The sequence below is a fragment of the Brevundimonas diminuta 3F5N genome (assembly GCF_900163625.1).
GTDB lineage: Bacteria > Pseudomonadota > Alphaproteobacteria > Caulobacterales > Caulobacteraceae > Brevundimonas > Brevundimonas diminuta_A.
In genome coordinates this window covers 17874-34246 of record NZ_FUIE01000020.1, presented here as the reverse complement: position 1 = coordinate 34246, position 16373 = coordinate 17874, and the positions used below count along the sequence as shown (strand labels likewise).

Genomic DNA, 16373 nt, shown 5'->3' with positions numbered 1-16373 from the left:
ATGCGGCTGTTCGTGATCCTCGCGCTTGTCACGGCGTTGGTGTGGGGCGGCGCGGTTGTCTGGGTCGAGATTCAGACGCGCCATGAGGTGCAAAGGGTTCTGGATCGCCGGCTGATGGAATCGGCCCGTCTGGTGTCGTCCATGATGCGGCCGGGCAGCCTGTCTCCTGTAGCCAATGAGGAGGGGGGCCGCCCGCTTACCGCCTATGAGCGCCAACTGGCTTGTCAGATATGGTCGATGCAGGGAGAACTGATCGCGCGCTCGCGCAGCGCTCCGACGGAAATGCTGGCGGATGGTGAGGACGGCTTCTCCGAGCGCGTGATCGATGGCCAGCGCTGGCGTGTCTACACCGTCCACATGCCTGAAAGCGGCTATCGCGTGATGGTAGGCGACAATCTGGCGATCCGCGAACACCTGGTGGGCAGCGTCGTCACCGGCCTGCTGGCGCCGGCGGTGCTGGGGTTGTTGGCGCTCGGCGTTCTGATCTGGTGGTCGGTGGGGGCGGGCCTGCGGCCGATTCAGCAGATGACCCGAGCGCTCGCCAGTCGCCGGGCTGACGATCTGACGTCGATCGACGTCGCGCCGGGCGGCAAGGATCTGCTGCCCTTCGCTTCGGCGCTGAATGATCTGATTGCGCGTGTTAGCGAGGCGCGTCGTCGAGAGACGGAGTTCACCGCGGCGGCGGCCCATGAACTGCGGACGCCGCTGGCGGGTCTGCGGGTGCAGGCCCAGATCGCAGCCGTCACGGACGATCCGGCCGTGCGCAAACACGCGCTGGAGCAGATCCAGACCTCCGTTGATCGGACGGCGCGCCTGGTCACGGGCCTGCTGACGCTCGCCCGCGAGGACGAGGCGGCGGTGGACGATGCCGCCAAGCGCTGGATCGATCTGCGGAGCCTGTTCCAGGCGACGGGCGCCGACGACCGCCTGCATCTGCCGCGCGAAGAGTTTGAGCTTCACGTTCAGCTGGACCGCTTTGAAACGGTCGTCGCCAACCTGATGGCCAATGCGCGTGGCGTGGCGCGGACACGGATCTGCGTGACGGTCGTCGGCGAAGGGCCTGACGCCGTTCTGGTGATCGAGGACGACGGCCCGGGCGTGTCAGCGGCTGATCTGGAGCGCCTGGGTCGTCGCTTCTTCCGCACCGCCGACGCCCCCATCGGCGGCAGCGGTCTGGGCCTGTCCATCGTCCTGTCGACGATGAAGGCGCACGGCGGGACGGTGCGTTTTGCGCCGTCGGCTCTGGGCGGGTTGCGCGTCGAACTGCACGGCCTGCCGATCCGGCGCGGCTGATGGAGGCTTCAGGCGGGCATTTCGATGGAGGCCACGGCCTGCGCCGCCAAACCTTCGTTGCGGCCGACGAAGCCCATTTCCTCGCTGGTCGTGGCCTTCACGCTGACGGCGTCCAGCGGCAGCTTCAGCAGCTCCGCCAGCTGTTCGCGCATGGCCAGACGGTGCGGCTTCACCTTGGGCTGCTCGCAGATCAGGGTCACGTCAACATTGACGATGCGCCCGCCGCGCAGGGCCACCCGCTCGGCGGCGTAGACCAGGAAGCGGTCGGATGAGGCGCCTTTCCACTTGGGATCGCTGGGCGGGAAGTGGTCGCCGATGTCGCCGTCGGCGATGGCGCCCAGAATGGCGTCGGTCAGGGCGTGCAGGCCTGCATCGGCGTCCGAATGGCCGATCAGGGTCTGGTCGTGCGGAATCTCGACCCCGCACAGCCAGACGGACGAGCCCGGCCCCCAGCGGTGGACGTCGTAGCCCTGACCGATGCGGGTGACGGTGCGGGCGGCGGATAGGGCCTCGGCCATGGCGAAATCCTCTGGATAGGTCAGCTTCATCAGGCGCGGATCGCCCGGGATCAGTCGGACGCGGCCGCCCGCGCGCTCAACCACGGCGGCCTCGTCGGTGGCGGCTTCGTCGGCGGGCCAGGCGGCATAGGCGTCACGGATGGTCTTGAGACGGAAGGCTTGCGGGGTCTGGGCGCGCCACAGGTTTTCTCGGTCGACGGCGCCGACGACCATGTCCTGATCGCCCCGGCGCAGGCTGTCGGCGACGGGCAGGGCGGGCAGGGCGCCGTCGGCCTCATGCAGGCCCTCCAGCAGGCGCGCGATCACTTCGGTGCTCAGGAAGGGGCGGGCGGCGTCGTGGATCAGCACGGGTTCGCTGTCGGCGCAGGTCAGGGCGGACAGGCCCGCGCACACCGACGCGGCGCGCGTGTCTCCGCCGGTGACGGCCCGCCAACCGTTCAGGCCGGACAGGGCGTCGCGCGCCTCGGTCTCGGCCCCGGCGGCGATCACCACGACGACTTCGCGCGCTCCGGCGTCCTGCAAGGCCTCGACCGACCAGCGCACGACCGGCTTGCCGGCGACCACGCGCCACTGCTTGGCGCCGCCCGCCCTGGAGCCTGAACCGGCGGCGACGACGATCGCTGAGAATCCCATGCGGGTCTTCTAGGCGTCCCGGTTCCGCTTGACGAGAGGGGCCTTCATCGGTGCTAAGGAGCCTCATGACGACCGGGTTGCAGATTGGCGATGTGAAGATCGCAGGGCGGGTGCTGATGGCGCCCATGACCGGGATCACGGACCTGCCGTTCCGTGTGCTGGCCTCAAGGCTGGGCGCCGCCTATGTGGCGACGGAGATGGTGGCGGCGGCTGAACTGGCGCGCGCCCGTCCCGACGTGGTGCGGCGCGCCGCCGTCGGCGGCGGCCTGCCGCTGACGGTGATCCAGCTAGTCGGCGGCGATGCGGCGGCCATGGCCGAGGGCGCGCGCATGGCCGAGACGGCGGGCGCCGACATCATCGACCTGAACTTCGGCTGTCCCGCCAAGGAAGTCACCGGCGCCGCCTGCGGCTCGGCCCTGATGCGCACCCCCGATCAGGCCGCGCGGATCATGGAGGCGGTCGTCGGCGCCGTCAGCCGTCCGGTCAGCGTCAAGATGCGACTGGGCTGGGACGAGAACAGTCACAACGCCCCCGATCTGGCGCGCCGGGCCGAGGCGCTGGGCGTCGCCGCCGTCACCGTGCATGGCCGCACGCGTAAGCAATTCTACACCGGCGTCGCTGACTGGGACGCCGTGGCCGAGGTCAAGCAGGCGGTCGCCATCCCCGTCATCGTCAACGGCGACATCATCACCGCCGAACAGGCGCGCGAGGCGCTGGACCGTTCGGGCGCAGACGCCCTGATGCTGGGGCGCGGGGTCTATGGGCGGCCGTGGCTGGCGGCGCATCTGGAACGCGCGCTGATCGACGGAACGCAACTTCAGGAACCGGATCGCGAAGAGCGCCTGACCATTGTTCTCGAACATCTGCGCGCATCGGCCGACTTCTACGGCTTACCGTTGGGGCTGAAGATGTTCCGCAAGCATCTGGGCTGGTACATCGAACAGGCGCCCTGGCCCGCCGATCCGCTGGAACGTCGCGCCGCCAAGGCCCGTCTGTGTCGCCTGGAGACGCCCAAAGAGGTTGAGGCCGCCCTGACCGACCTATGGCTAGGTGTGACACATTTGAGCAACTTCGATGTTGAAAACGAGCCACAGGTGTTCGAAGCTGTGGCCTGATGTCGGACACGCCCGTTTCCACGGCTGAGCAACAGACTTCAGAGCGCTCGCTCTGGGGGCGTTTGGCTGATGGTCGCGCACGGGCCTTGTTCGGAACCGCCTACGCCATCGCGTTTCTGATCACGGCCGCCGCCATCTGGCTGGTGGCCATCGCGCCTGGGGCCACGGCGGGCGGTGATGCGCGCACGGCGGCCAGTCAGGTCGTGCTCTTCATTCTTCTGGCCAATCTGATCCTGATCGCGGGTCTGGCGGCGGTGATCGGCGGGCGGGTGCTGCGCCTCACGCGCAATCGAAATGATCCAGGTGCGCGCCTGCACCTGCGCTTCGTCACCCTTTTCTCGCTCGTCTCGGTCGTGCCGGCGGTGCTGATCGCCCTGGTGTTCGGCCTGCTGGTCAATCGGGGGGTGGATCAGTGGTTCAGCACAAACGTCCGTTCGGCGGTCGAGAACGGGGCCGAGATCGGCCGCGCCTATGTCGCCGACGTGGGCGCCGGGCTGGAGGTCGATCTGGAGACGATGGCGACCGAACTGGGCGGGGTGCGCGACCTGTTCGACAACCGGATCCAGTTCTCGCGCGCCCTGTCGCAGATCGGCGACTTCTTCGGCTATCCGGCGCTCTACATTCTGGATGAAGAGGGGCGCGTTCTCGCCAGCGGCGAACAGCCGGGCGCGCCGCCTTATGTCGCGCCGCCGCGCGAGGCTTTTGAAACCGTGGCCGGCGGCGAAGTGGCGCCGACGACGGTGACAGAGAACCCGGACATGGTTCGGGCCCTCTATCCGTTGCCGGATTACGGTCACGCCTACCTCTACGTCGTGCGGCCGCTGGCGCCGGGCCTGATCCAGCGGATGCGCAACGGCGAGGAGTCCATCACTGCCTATCGCGCCGCCGAGGAAAGCCGCGCCCGCATTCAGGCGGCCTTTGCGCTCAGCTATCTGGAGACGGCTCTGCTGGTGTTGGTGGGGGCGGTCTGGCTGGCCATGTCGGCGGCCAGTTCGATCTCTGCGCCGATCGGGCGGCTGGTGAAGGCGGCGGATCAGGTGGCCGGCGGCGACCTGGACGCGCGCGTCGACAACTCAGGGGCGCCGTCCGAGATCATCGTCCTGTCCGAAGCCTTCAATCGGATGACAGAGGACATCAAGACCCAGCAGGCCGCGTTGAAGACCGCGTCGGATGAGGCGCAGGGGCGCAGCCTGTTCATCGAGACCGTTCTGTCGGGCGTCAGCGCGGGCGTGATCGGCCTGGACCGTATGCGGCGCATTTCGGCTATTAACGACAGCGCCAGTCAATTGCTGGGCCTCGACCCTGAGCAGGTGCAGGGGCTACGTCTGGCCGAGGTTGCGCCGGAACTGGGCGAACTATCCGAGCGTGGCGAGGCCCACATCGAAGAAGACATCGACGTCAGCCGCGATGGCGAGGCCATGCGTCTGCGTGTCCGCATCGAGGGCGGACAGGGCGGCGAGATGGTGCTGACATTCGACGACATCACCCGACTGGTCACGGCTCAGCGCAACGCGGCCTGGCGCGACGTGGCGCGACGCATCGCTCATGAGATCAAGAATCCCCTGACGCCGATCCAGCTGTCGGCGGAACGCCTGCGTCGCCGCTATCGCGAGCGTGTGGGCGACGACGTCGAGGTGTTCGATCGCTGCACTGAGACCATCATCCGTCAGGTGGGCGATATCGGCCGAATGGTGGATGAGTTCTCATCCTTCGCGCGGATGCCGGCTCCACGTTTCTCGATGGAGAACCCGGCTGAAATGCTGCGCGAGGCGGTGTTCGCCCAGCGCGTCGCCATGCCCGATATCGAGGTGGATTTGGTGGAGCCGCTGCCCAGCGTCGTGCTGCAATGCGATGGCCGCATGGTGGGGCAGGCTCTGGCCAATATCCTGAAGAATGCCGGCGAGGCCGTCAGCGCCAAGCGAGCGCGCGACCCCGTTGCCGAAGGGGCGCTGGGCATCATCGCCAGGCTCGAGATTGAGGATGAGCGCGCTATTTTCACGATTGAGGACGATGGCGTCGGCCTGCCGGCCAAGGATCGAGATCGGCTGACTGAGCCTTATGTCACTACGCGCAAGAAGGGCACAGGCTTGGGCTTGGCCATCGTCAAGCGCATCTGCGAGGACCACGGCGGCGAGTTGCGGCTGGCTGACGCGGAAACACTGTCGGGCGCACGGGTAGGCCTGATCTTCCCACTGACCCAGAACCATAAGTCCGCTCATCGCGCTTCCGGCGCGACGAGCGCGGCGAGTTAAGCGAGGCGTCATGCGTAATACTGGTGCTGATATTCTGGTCGTTGACGACGAAGCGGACATCCGCGAACTGGTCTCGGGCCTGCTTGAGGACGAGGGCCACTCGGTTCGCACGGCGGCCAATTCGGACGAGGCTCTGGCCGCCATCCGGGCGCGCAAGCCGTCGCTGGCGGTGCTCGACATCTGGATGCAGGGCGGCGGCCTTGATGGGCTGGAACTGCTCGATGTCGTGCGCGAGCTGGATCAAGACCTGCCGGTCGTCATGATCTCGGGCCACGGCAACATCGAAACCGCCGTCAGCGCCCTGAAGCGCGGCGCCTATGACTTCATCGAAAAACCGTTCAAGTCCGACCGGCTGGTCGTGGTGGTGGAGCGCGCCCTCGAGGCGGCTGCGCTGAAGCGTGAAAACCGGCGCCTGCGCGCCCAGACGCTGACGCCCAGCGGGTTGATCGGCAAATCCGTCGCCGCCCAGACCCTGCGCAGCACCATTTCCAAGGTCGCGCCAGCCAACAGCCGCATCCTTATCTCGGGACCGCCAGGTTCCGGCAAGGAGCTAGCGGCGCGCCAGATTCACGATGCGAGTCCGCGCGCCAAAGCCGAGTTTGTCGCCATTTCCGCCGCCGGGATGGCGCCCGAACGCCTAGACGTCGAACTGTTCGGCGAAGAAGGCGTCGATGGCCGCCCGCGTAAGATCGGTGTTTTCGAGCAAGCCCATAACGGCACTCTGTTCCTGGATGACGTGGCCGACATGCCGCGCGAAAGCCAGAGCCGCATCCTGCGCGTACTGGTCGAGCAACGCTTCCGTCGGGTCGGCGGCGAGCAGGACGTTCAGGTCGATGTGCGGGTCATCAGCTCGACCTCGCGTGATCTGCGCGTGGAAATCAGCGAAGGCCGTTTCCGCGAGGATCTGTTCCACCGGCTGAACGTGGTGCCGATCCGGGTGCCGCCGCTGTCGGAACGTCGCGAGGATATCGCCGAGTTGGTGGAGTATTTCGTGGAGAGCCTTTCGGCCTCTCAAGGGTTGCCGCATCGGCGGATCGCCGACGACGCCCTGGCCGTGCTTCAGGTCCACCCCTGGCCGGGCAATGTGCGCCAGTTGCGCAACAACATTGAACGTCTGCTGATCCTGGCGACTGGCGGTCCGGACGAGCCGATTACGGCGGACATGCTGCCGCAGGAGGTGGCGTCGTCCGCCAGCCCGACCTCTCTGGGCGCCGACCGCATCATCGCCCTGCCGTTGCGTGAGGCGCGCGAGGTGTTCGAGCGGGAATATCTGTCGGCTCAGATCATGCGGTTCGGTGGAAACATCTCGCGCACTGCAGCCTTCATCGGCATGGAAAGATCTGCGTTGCATCGCAAGCTTAAGTCGCTGGGCGTGTCGCCCGCACGCGGCGGAGACGAAGAAGGAGAGGGCGCCTGATGTCCAGGGTCGCCTATGTAAACGGCATCTATCAGCCGCACGGTCAGGCCGTGGTCCATATCGAGGATCGCGGGTTCCAGTTCGCCGACGGCGTCTATGAGGTCTGGTCGGTCTTTGATGGCAAGCTGGCCGACTATCAGGGGCACCTGAGCCGACTGGCCCGCAGTCTGACGGAATTGCGGATCGACATTCCCATGTCGGCCGATTCCCTTGGCATCGTGCTGCGCGAGACGATCCGCCGGAACCGGGTGCGAAACGGCATTGTCTATATCCAGATCACGCGCGGCACGGCGCCGCGCGACCACGCCTTTCCGCAAGACGTGGCGCCGAGCGTCATCATCACCGCCAAGTCGATCGACCTGAGAAAGGGCGAGGCTCTGGCCGCCAAGGGCGCAGCCGGCGTCACCCACCCGGACATGCGCTGGGGCCGCTGCGACATCAAGACCGTCGGCCTTCTGCCCAACGCGCTAGCCAAGCAGGCGGCGCGCGAGCGCGGCGCCTATGAGGCCATCCTGTTCGATGAAATGGGCATGGTGACGGAAGGCTCATCGACCAACGCCTGGATCATCGACGAGAACGGCAAGCTGCGAACCCGCGACACCCAGGCCAATATCCTGCGCGGCATCACCCGCGCCGCCATCATGAAACTGGTCGAGGCCGAAGGCATCGAACTGGACGAGCGCGCCTTCAGCGTCGAGGAAGCCAAGCGCGCGCGCGAAGTCTTCGTCACGGCCGCTAGCTCCTTCGTCATGCCGATCGTCTCTCTGGACGGAACCCGCATCGGCGACGGCAAACCCGGCCCAGTGGCGACCCGTCTGCGCGAGATTTATCTGGAACAGGCGCGCCGCGAAGCCATTTAAGGCGTTGCCGCACCGGCGGGGGCGTGGCTAAGGTCGCGGATGCGGGCGACGTCCCGCCTCGCGGCCATTCCGCCGCCGATGAAAAAGACCAAGAACAGGATCAACCTGCCATGTCGCAAGACAAACGACAGAACCTCCAGGACACCTTCCTGAACAGCGTCCGCAAGACGAAGACCCCGCTGACCATCTTCCTGGTCAACGGCGTCAAGCTTCAGGGCATCGTCACCTGGTTCGACAACTTTTGTGTGCTGCTGCGTCGCGATGGCCAATCGCAGCTAGTCTATAAGCACGCCATCTCGACCATCATGCCGTCCGCGCCCGTGCAACTGTACGAGCCCGACGCCGAAGAAGACTGATTGACCTCCAAACTCATTGACCACGCCGTCCCGCTGATCCGGGCCGTCGTCATCCACCCCGACCGCCGCGGCGACAATGCGCGCCATGCGACCGAACGCTTGGAAGAGGCCGTGGGCCTGGCCCAGGCGCTGGACCTTGACGTGCGGGCGCAGGAAATCGTGCGCCTGCGTTCCGTGACCCCCGCCACACTGATCGGCAGGGGCAAGCTGGAAGAGATTTCGGCGCTGATCCTGGCCGCCGACGCCGAGGCGGTCGTCATCGACGACCAGTTGACCCCGGTGCAGCAGCGCAACCTGGAACGCTTCTGGGACATCAAGGTCATCGACCGGACTGGACTGATCCTCGAGATCTTCGGCCGTCGGGCCCGCACGCGTGAAGGGCGTCTGCAGGTCGAGCTGGCGCGACTGGAATACGAACGCTCGCGCCTGGTTCGGACCTGGACCCACCTGGAGCGTCAGCGTGGCGGTACGGGCGGCACGGGCGGCCCCGGCGAAACCCAGATCGAGTTGGACCGGCGGATGATCGCCGACCGCATCGTGCGTCTGAAGGCCGAACTGGAAGAGGTGCGCCGCACGCGCGGCCTGCACCGCAAGGCGCGCAAGCAGGTCCCGTTCCCGTCGGTCGCCCTGGTCGGCTACACCAATGCGGGCAAGTCGACGTTGTTCAACCGTCTGACCGGGGCCGAGGTGATGGCCAAGGACCTGCTGTTCGCGACCCTTGACACGACCCAGCGCACCATCCGCCTGCCGCAGGGACGTCCGGCCATCATCGCCGACACCGTGGGCTTCGTCTCCGACCTGCCGCACGAACTGGTCGAGAGCTTCCGCGCCACGCTGGAGGAAGTCGGCGAGGCCGATCTGATCCTGCATGTGCGCGACATCGCCTCGCCCGACAGCGCCGCCCAGGCCAAGGACGTCGAGGCGGTGCTGGAGCAGATTCCGACGCCCGAAGGCAAGACGCGCCGCATCCTCGAAGTCTGGAACAAGATTGACCTGCTGGAGCCCGAAACCCGCGAAGCCGTCGTCGGCCAGGCCGAGCGCCTGGCGCGCGAGGGACAGGCCGTGGCCGTGTCCGCCTGGACCGGTGAGGGGATCGAGGTCCTGCGCGAAACCATCGCCGGCCTGATCGATGATGATCCGGAGACGCATCTGACGGTCGAGCCGCATCGTGGCGACCTGTTGGCCTGGCTCTACGCCAACGGGCGGGTGACGGGACGCGAGACGGACGAGGAAGGCCGGGTCCATCTGACGGTCCGGCTGCATCCTGCCGCGCTGGGTCGGCTTGAAAGACTGTATCCGGACGTGATCGACTGATCCTGTCATGCATCTGATCGAGACCGTCCTCTTCCTGTTGCTGGCCGTGGTGCTGTCGGGATGGGTGGCTCGCATCACGCGCATCGCCCTGCCTCTGGTGCAGATCGCCCTGGGGGCGGGGGTGGTGCTGATCACGGGCCAGTCGGTCGACCTGAAGCCGGATATCTTCTTCCTGCTGTTCCTGCCGCCGCTGTTGTTCGTGGACGGCTGGCGCATCCCCAAGGAGGCCTTGTTCCGGGACAAGGTGGTGATCCTTGAGCTAGCGCTTGGGCTGGTGGTTTTCACCGTTCTGGGCCTGGGTTTCCTGATCCATTGGATGATCCCGGCCATGCCGCTGGCCGTAGCCTTCGCCCTGGCGGCGATCCTGTCGCCGACGGACCCGATCGCGGTCCAGGCCGTCGCCGGACGGGCGCCGATCCCCAAACGCCTGGTGCACATCCTGGAAGGCGAGTCGCTGCTGAACGACGCAACCGGCCTGACCTGCATGCGAATCGCGGTGATCGCGGCGACGACCGGCGCCTTTTCTCTATCCAGCGCCTTCGGAACTTTCGCCTGGCTGGCGGTTGCGGGGGTGGCGGTCGGCATCGCCGTCACCCTGACCATCGGCCTGGTGAAAGCCTTCATCAGCCGCCGTTGGGGCGAGGACGTCGGCGGCCAGATCCTGATCAGCCTGCTGATGCCTTTCGCGGCCTATCTGGCGGCCGAAGCGATCCACGCCTCGGGCATTCTGGCGGCGGTGGCGGCCGGCGTGACCATGAGCTTCACCGAGCGGCAGGGATCGGCCCTGGCTGCGACGCGCATTCGTCGGGCTGTCGTGTGGGACACGGTGCAGTTCGTCGCCAACGGGCTGATCTTCGTCATTCTGGGCGAGCAGATGCCGTCCATCATGGCCCGCGCAGCCGAGGTGATCCGCACCACCCAGCACAGCGAAGTCTGGTGGCTGGCCGTCTACGTCTTCGCCATTGTCGCGGCGCTGGCGGCCCTGCGCTTCGCGTGGGTGTGGACGTCGCTGAAGCTGACCCTGTTCCGCCGCAAGGGCCGCAGCGCGCCGCCCAAGGTCGGACTGAGGCTGGTGGCCGTCATGTCGCTGGCCGGGGTGCGCGGGGCGATCACCCTGGCGGGCATCCTGACGTTGCCGTTCTATCTGAGCGACGGTTCGCCTTTACCAGCGCGCAATCTGGCGATCTTTCTGGCGGCGGGGGTGATCATCGTCTCCCTGGTGTTGGCGACGATCGCCCTGCCGCGCCTGCTGAAGGGCGTGCAGCTCCCGCCCGAGGATGATCATCAGGCCGAAGAAAGCCGGTCCCGCGTGGCCGCCGCCTGGGCCGCGATCCGCGCCATCGAGGACGCCCAGCACGCCATGGCCGAGGGCAAGCTGGACCCTGACTTCTATGCGGAGACGGCGACGCGGGTCATGGAGGTCTATCGCCACCGCATCGACATGCGCGCCAGCATGGAGGAGGACGCCGTGGTTCAGGCTCGCCGCGCCGACGAGATCGAGCGACGCCTCCGCCTGACCGGCCTTGTCGCTGAACGTGAGGAACTGGTCCGCTTAGGCCGCCAGCGGCTGATCGATGAAGAGACGGCGCGCAAGCTGATCCGCGAGATCGACCTACAGGAACTGCGCTACGTCTGAGCGTCGTCCGCGATCCAGGCGGCCAGGGCTGCGTAGCTGTCGAACACCTGATGCGCTCCGGCCTGGGTCAGGCGCTGCGGGTGATCGCCGCGGATGTGGCCGCCCGCGCAAAGACCGACGACGGTCATGCCCGCCGCGGCTCCCGCCAGGACGCCGGCAGGGCTGTCTTCGATCACCAGCGTGCGTTGCGGCGCCGCCTTCATGGCGTCTGCGGCGTACAGGAACAGGTCGGGATGCGGCTTGCCCCGGCTGACGTGGACCGCGGCGCTGAAGATCGGCCCGGCAAAAGTCTCATGAGCCCCGAAATGGCGAAGCCCCAGCTCGATCCAGTCCGGCGGGCTGGACGAGGCGATGCAGCGCGCTTCGCTACGCTCGGCCAGAAAGCTTTCGAACCCCGCGACGGTCGTCAGGTCGCGCCGGGCGCGGTCGTGGCAACGGCGCGTCCACTCGGCCTGAATGCCGGGCGGACAGGGCGCGCCCAGGCGCTCAGAAATGAGCGGCTCGCAGTCCAGCCATCGCTTGCCGAGGTAGAGCGCTAGAGCGTCGTCCAGCGTGGTCGGCAGGCCGATTTCGCTGAGCAGTTCAGCCATCACTGCATTGTTCAGCAGCTCGCTGTCGGCGATGACGCCGTCATAGTCGAAGATGATGAGGTCGAACGGCCCCTGGCTCACGCGCGCTCGGCCGCCTTGGCGGCGTCCCACAGGGCGTCCATCTCCGGCAGGTCGGACTGTTCTGGCGTGCGGCCGTCCTTTTTCAGCTCGGCCTCTATGAACGCGAAGCGGCGCACGAATTTGGCGTTGGCGGCGCGCAGAGCGTCTTCCGGTTCGACCTCCAGCTTGCGGGCCAGGTTGGCGACGACGAACAGCAGGTCGCCCAGTTCCTCGCGCGCCTTTTCCTTGTCGCCGGCGGCGATTTCGACGCGCAGTTCCTCGACCTCTTCGGCCAGCTTGTCGAAGACCTCGTCGGTAGAGGGCCAGTCGAAGCCGACACGGCCCGCGCGCTTGGTCAGCTTGGCGGCGCGGGTCAGGGCGGGCAGGCCGACCGGCACGTCGTCCAGCACGCCATGCTGTTCCTTGGCCTTGCGTTCGGCGGCCTTGATGTCTTCCCAGCGGTCCTTCTGGGCCGGGCCGGTGGCCTTGGCGGCTTCGTCACCGAAGACATGCGGATGGCGGCGAACCAGCTTGTCGGCCATGGCCTCGGCCACGTCCTCCAGCTGGAAATGCCCGGCTTCCTCGGCCATGCGCGAGTGGAAGACGACCTGGAACAGCAGGTCGCCCAGTTCGACCCTCAGCTCGTCCATGTCGCCGCGCTCGATGGCGTCGGCGACCTCATACGCCTCTTCGATCGTATAGGGGGCGATGGTCTGGAAGGTCTGCTCAACGTCCCAGGGGCAGCCGCCGTTCGGATCGCGCAGGCGAACCATGATGTCCTTCAGGCGGTCGACGGGGTGGGTCATTCAGGCGTGTCCGGCGTCTCTTTGCGCCAGGGCGGCGCGGATTTCGTCATGCCGCTGCGGCGTCAGGGGATAACCCTTCAGCACCCAGGCGGTGGCCGCCAATAGCAGGCCCGGCACGGCGATGAACAGGATCTGCAGGACCAACAGGGAGAAGTCGCTGTTCCCTTCCGGCCCCGGCAGGGCCTTGAACCCAACCAGCGGCAGGATGGCGTAGGGAATCAGGGCGAAGACGTGTCCCATCTTCGTCGTGGCCGACAGGATGGAGAACATTAGCCCGGTGCGGTCCACGCCGGTATTCAGCCGGACCTCGTCGCCCGCATCGGCCATCATGGCGCGCAGCAGGAACAGGCCCGCCGCATAGGGCAGACCGGCGATGAACATGGCGACCGCCGTCAGGGCGAAGTTGCCGCCCGGAACCAGCGTCGCCCCGACATAAAAGACGGCGAAGATCAGGCTGGCGACAGCGAGCGCGCGATCCTTGCCGATCTTGGTCGCCAGCCAGGCCCAGATAGGCGCCCCGACCAGGCCGGCCATGAAGTAGATCAGCATGAACAGCGACGCCTGGGTGTGGTCGTAGCCCTTGATCTGGCCGAAGAAGAAGAACAGCAGCGACCCCGTGATGCCCGGCGCAATGCCCAGCAGTAGGTCGGCGATCAGCAGCTTGCGCACCGTCTTCATCTTGAACAGGGCCAGGTAGGCGCTCGGCCCGCCGTGCGGCGCGGCGCCGGCGTTGACGGGCTCGGGCACGGCGACCATGGCCAGGCCGATGGTCAGAGGCAGAGCGATGATGATGGCCCAGCCCATGATCCGCACGCCGTCGGCGTAGTCGCCGATGCCCGTCTTCACCACGATGGTCGGCAGGATCAGGATCAGGATCACGCCGATGATGTTGAACACCTGCCACCAGCCATAGACCCGGCTGCGCTGGTCGTACTGCGGCGCCAGAACGGCGGCCCAGCCCAACTGGCCCAACGTGCCCATGGAGAAGCCGAGGTAGAGAACCAGCAGCCAGGCGAACAGATAAACCGGCCCGGCGCCCGGCTGGACCGTCACGAACATCATCAGCGCCGCCAGCATCAGGATCGGCGTCGCCACGGCCATCCACGGCCGATAGCGGCCCAGGCGTGTGCGCGTCTTGTCCATGCCCCAGCCGATGAAGGGGTCGAACAAGATGTCGATCAGCCGTACGGCCATGAAGACAGCGGCCACCATGCCCATCTCGATGCCGACATGGGTGGCGTAGAATTCCGGCAGGGTGACGGGCAGGGCCACGCCGAAGGCCGCCAGCGGCAGGCACGGGCCTGAGAAGGCGGCCAGAATGGCGTTGGATCGACGCGGCGCGTCGGGCGCTGCAATGGCGGACGAAGGCGCGGCGGTTGCGGTCATGCGGTCACGGCCCGTTCGCGGCGCGAGTCGGCCGCAACCGTCACCATGCAGGTTTTCGACGCAGGCGCGAAGACCGCGCAAGGGGTTGCGGCGACTCTCATCCTGAGGCCTGCTGCGGCCATGTGGAAAGCGTCCGCCTCTCTCTTCGCCGCCCTGACCGCCGTCGCCTTCGCAGGACACGCGCGCGCCGAGGCGCCGGAACCGGTTCCGACGGCCCAGATCTGCGACCGGACACCCGGCGCATGGGACGATACCGCGGAGGCGAACGCCATATCGCTCTACGCCTTGGAGTGGACGCCGTTCGGGCCTTCGGAACTGGGTTGGGAAGCCTATGTGCCGCTGATGCAGCAGGAGGTCGGCTCTCCCTGCGATCCGACGTCGGCGGGATTCGCCGAGGCTCTGGCGGCGTTTCAGGGCCGATATGGACTGACGGCCAGCGGGCGGTTCGACCAGGCGACCTTCCAGGTGCTGCGCGGCCTGTGGCAGGAACGGCGGCCTTTCGTCATGGCGCGGGTGAGGGGGGAATGTCCCGATCCGCCGCCTGTCGGCGACCTGGCCTATCTGACGACGGGCGAGGAACACGCCGAGCGCCTGACGCGCCTGCTGCGTCGCGACGTGCTGGACGCCTATCGCGCCATGGCGGCGGCGGCCCGCGCTGAAGTGCCGGAGATCGCCGCCGAGCCGGAACTGTTGCGCGTCTTCTCGTCCTTCCGCGATCCCGAAGCCGATGCGGCGCGATGTGCGCGCGACGGCAATTGCGACGGTCTGAGGCGCGCCGTCTGTTCACCGCACAGGACGGGCACAGCGGTCGATCTGTATGTCGGCCACCTGCAGGGCATGGGCGTCGATTCCACCGATGTCCACAGCCGTCGCCATATGAGCCAGACCCCGACCTATCGCTGGCTGGTCAAGAACGCCGGGCGGTTCGGCTTCGTCCCCTACGTCTATGAGCCCTGGCACTGGGAGTGGGTCGGTCGATGATCCGATCGTTGGCGCATGGCGAGGCGGCTCTGGCGCGCGAAGTGTTCGGGCGTGACCTGCGGCTGGACGACATCCGCTTTCTGGGATCGCCTTGGCCGTTCAACCGGGCCTTTGTGCCGGGGCGCTGGTTCGGACGCGACTGGATCGTCTGGCCCAGGGCGACCCTGGCGCCGGATTTGTCGCAGGCGCCGCTGCGGACCCAGGCGGTCTTCATTCATGAACTGGTTCACGTCTGGCAGGCGCAGAACGGCGTCAATCTGCTGACAGGAAAGCTGAAGGCGGGCGATGGGCCGGGCGCTTACACCTATCCGGTGGATGACCGCTGCGAGTGGATTGGCTTGAACATCGAGCAGCAGGCCATGGTGGTCGAGCACCGCTTCCTGCAATCGCGGGGCGCGCGGGTTCCGGCCGATCCCGCCTTCTATGCGCGGGTCTGTCCCATCGGTTTGTCGGATTTTTGAGAGGAAGGGCTTGCGGCGGCGCAGCATGACGTTAAATCAGACACTGATGCAGTTACCGTAAGCATCGTTTCAGATTCAACCGGAGCCGTGATGCCCAAGATTCTCGTCCTTTACCACTCGACCTATGGCCACATCGAACGCATGGCCGAGGCCGTCGCCGAAGGCGCGCGCCAGGTCGAAGGGGCCGTGGTGGACATCAAGCGCGTCCCGGAAACCGTGCCGGAAGAGCTGGCGCGCAGCTCGGGCTACAAGATGGACCAGGTCGCGCCGGTCGCCGCCGTGGCCGATCTGGCGAACTATGACGCCATCATCATCGGCGCAGGCACTCGCTTCGGCACGGCCGCTTCGCAGATGCGCGCCTTCCTGGATCAGACCGGCGGGCTCTGGGCGCAAGGGACGCTGCTGGGCAAGGTCGGCGGCGCCTTCACCGGCTCGGCTACCCAGCACGGCGGCCAGGAGACGACCTTCGCCGGTCTGCACAACTATTTCCTGCACCACGGCATGCTGGTTGCGGGTCTGCCCTACGCCTTCGCCGGCCAGATGCGCCTGGACGAGATCACCGGCGGCTCGCCTTACGGCGCCACGACCATTTCGGCCCCCGACGGCTCGCGGACGCCCAGCGAAACCGAACTGGACGGCGCGCGCTTCCAAGGCAAACATATCGCTGAGATCGCCAAGAAACTTCACGGTTAAAA

At 67.0% G+C, this 16373-nt stretch carries 15 protein-coding genes; 11 read left to right on the top strand and 4 right to left on the bottom strand.

Annotation, left to right across the window (positions count from 1 at the left end; all coding sequences use genetic code 11):
- Window positions 1-12: 12 nt before the first annotated feature.
- A complete protein-coding gene (locus FM111_RS03540) occupies window positions 13-1293 on the top strand; it encodes an ATP-binding protein (protein ID WP_256968075.1) in 1281 nt (426 codons plus the stop codon).
- 8 nt (window positions 1294-1301) lie between these two features.
- On the opposite strand, the gene FM111_RS03535 is transcribed toward FM111_RS03540, so the two are convergent.
- Window positions 1302-2444, bottom strand: a complete 1143-nt coding sequence (locus FM111_RS03535; protein ID WP_087139353.1) for a bifunctional 2-C-methyl-D-erythritol 4-phosphate cytidylyltransferase/2-C-methyl-D-erythritol 2,4-cyclodiphosphate synthase — start codon at window positions 2442-2444, stop codon at window positions 1302-1304.
- Window positions 2445-2509: 65 nt separating this feature from the next.
- On the opposite strand from FM111_RS03535, the gene dusB reads away from it, so the two are divergent.
- From dusB to FM111_RS03500, 7 genes are all read left to right on the top strand, one after another.
- Window positions 2510-3559 (top strand): tRNA dihydrouridine synthase DusB, encoded by a 1050-nt coding sequence (gene dusB / locus FM111_RS03530; protein WP_087139352.1) that lies wholly within the window; start codon window positions 2510-2512, stop codon window positions 3557-3559.
- Window positions 3559-5811, top strand: a complete 2253-nt coding sequence (locus FM111_RS03525; protein WP_087139351.1) for a sensor histidine kinase NtrY-like — start codon at window positions 3559-3561, stop codon at window positions 5809-5811. Before dusB ends, FM111_RS03525 begins: the two co-directional genes overlap by 1 nt.
- Window positions 5812-5821: 10 nt before the next feature.
- Window positions 5822-7228: a nitrogen assimilation response regulator NtrX gene (gene ntrX, locus FM111_RS03520; protein WP_087139350.1), complete on the top strand. Its 1407-nt coding sequence runs from the start codon at window positions 5822-5824 to the stop codon at window positions 7226-7228.
- The gene (locus FM111_RS03515) at window positions 7228-8088 is read left to right on the top strand and encodes a D-amino-acid transaminase (protein ID WP_087139349.1); all 861 of its coding nucleotides are present in this window, start codon (window positions 7228-7230) and stop codon (window positions 8086-8088) included. Before ntrX ends, FM111_RS03515 begins: the two co-directional genes overlap by 1 nt.
- A 110-nt stretch (window positions 8089-8198) precedes the next feature.
- Complete coding sequence (hfq, locus tag FM111_RS03510; protein WP_003164861.1) at window positions 8199-8444, top strand: RNA chaperone Hfq; 246 nt, start codon at window positions 8199-8201, stop codon at window positions 8442-8444.
- A complete protein-coding gene (gene hflX / locus FM111_RS03505) occupies window positions 8445-9758 on the top strand; it encodes a GTPase HflX (protein WP_087139348.1) in 1314 nt (437 codons plus the stop codon).
- 7 nt (window positions 9759-9765) lie between these two features.
- Complete coding sequence (locus tag FM111_RS03500; RefSeq protein ID WP_087139347.1) at window positions 9766-11394, top strand: Na+/H+ antiporter; 1629 nt, start codon at window positions 9766-9768, stop codon at window positions 11392-11394.
- Here FM111_RS03500 and FM111_RS03495 read toward each other — a convergent pair.
- Genes FM111_RS03495 through FM111_RS03485 form a run of 3 tightly spaced genes read right to left on the bottom strand, consistent with a single transcriptional unit; the run spans window position 11385 to window position 14236 of the window.
- Entirely contained in the window at window positions 11385-12065 is a 681-nt protein-coding gene (locus FM111_RS03495; RefSeq protein ID WP_087139491.1) for an HAD family hydrolase, read from the bottom strand. The two genes, FM111_RS03500 and FM111_RS03495, sit on opposite strands and share 10 nt — an antisense overlap.
- The gene (gene mazG, locus FM111_RS03490; RefSeq protein WP_087139346.1) at window positions 12062-12850 is read right to left on the bottom strand and encodes a nucleoside triphosphate pyrophosphohydrolase; all 789 of its coding nucleotides are present in this window, start codon (window positions 12848-12850) and stop codon (window positions 12062-12064) included. Before mazG ends, FM111_RS03495 begins: the two co-directional genes overlap by 4 nt.
- A complete protein-coding gene (locus FM111_RS03485) occupies window positions 12851-14236 on the bottom strand; it encodes an MFS transporter (protein WP_087139345.1) in 1386 nt (461 codons plus the stop codon).
- A gap of 120 nt (window positions 14237-14356) precedes the next feature.
- Here FM111_RS03485 and FM111_RS03480 point away from each other — a divergent pair, with 120 nt between their 5' ends.
- From FM111_RS03480 to wrbA, 3 genes are all read left to right on the top strand, one after another.
- A complete protein-coding gene (locus tag FM111_RS03480) occupies window positions 14357-15217 on the top strand; it encodes a M15 family metallopeptidase (RefSeq protein WP_087139344.1) in 861 nt (286 codons plus the stop codon).
- Entirely contained in the window at window positions 15214-15678 is a 465-nt protein-coding gene (locus FM111_RS03475; RefSeq protein ID WP_087139343.1) for a hypothetical protein, read from the top strand. Before FM111_RS03480 ends, FM111_RS03475 begins: the two co-directional genes overlap by 4 nt.
- Before the next feature lie 90 nt (window positions 15679-15768).
- Window positions 15769-16371: an NAD(P)H:quinone oxidoreductase gene (gene wrbA / locus FM111_RS03470; protein WP_087139342.1), complete on the top strand. Its 603-nt coding sequence runs from the start codon at window positions 15769-15771 to the stop codon at window positions 16369-16371.
- Window positions 16372-16373 lie beyond the last annotated feature (2 nt).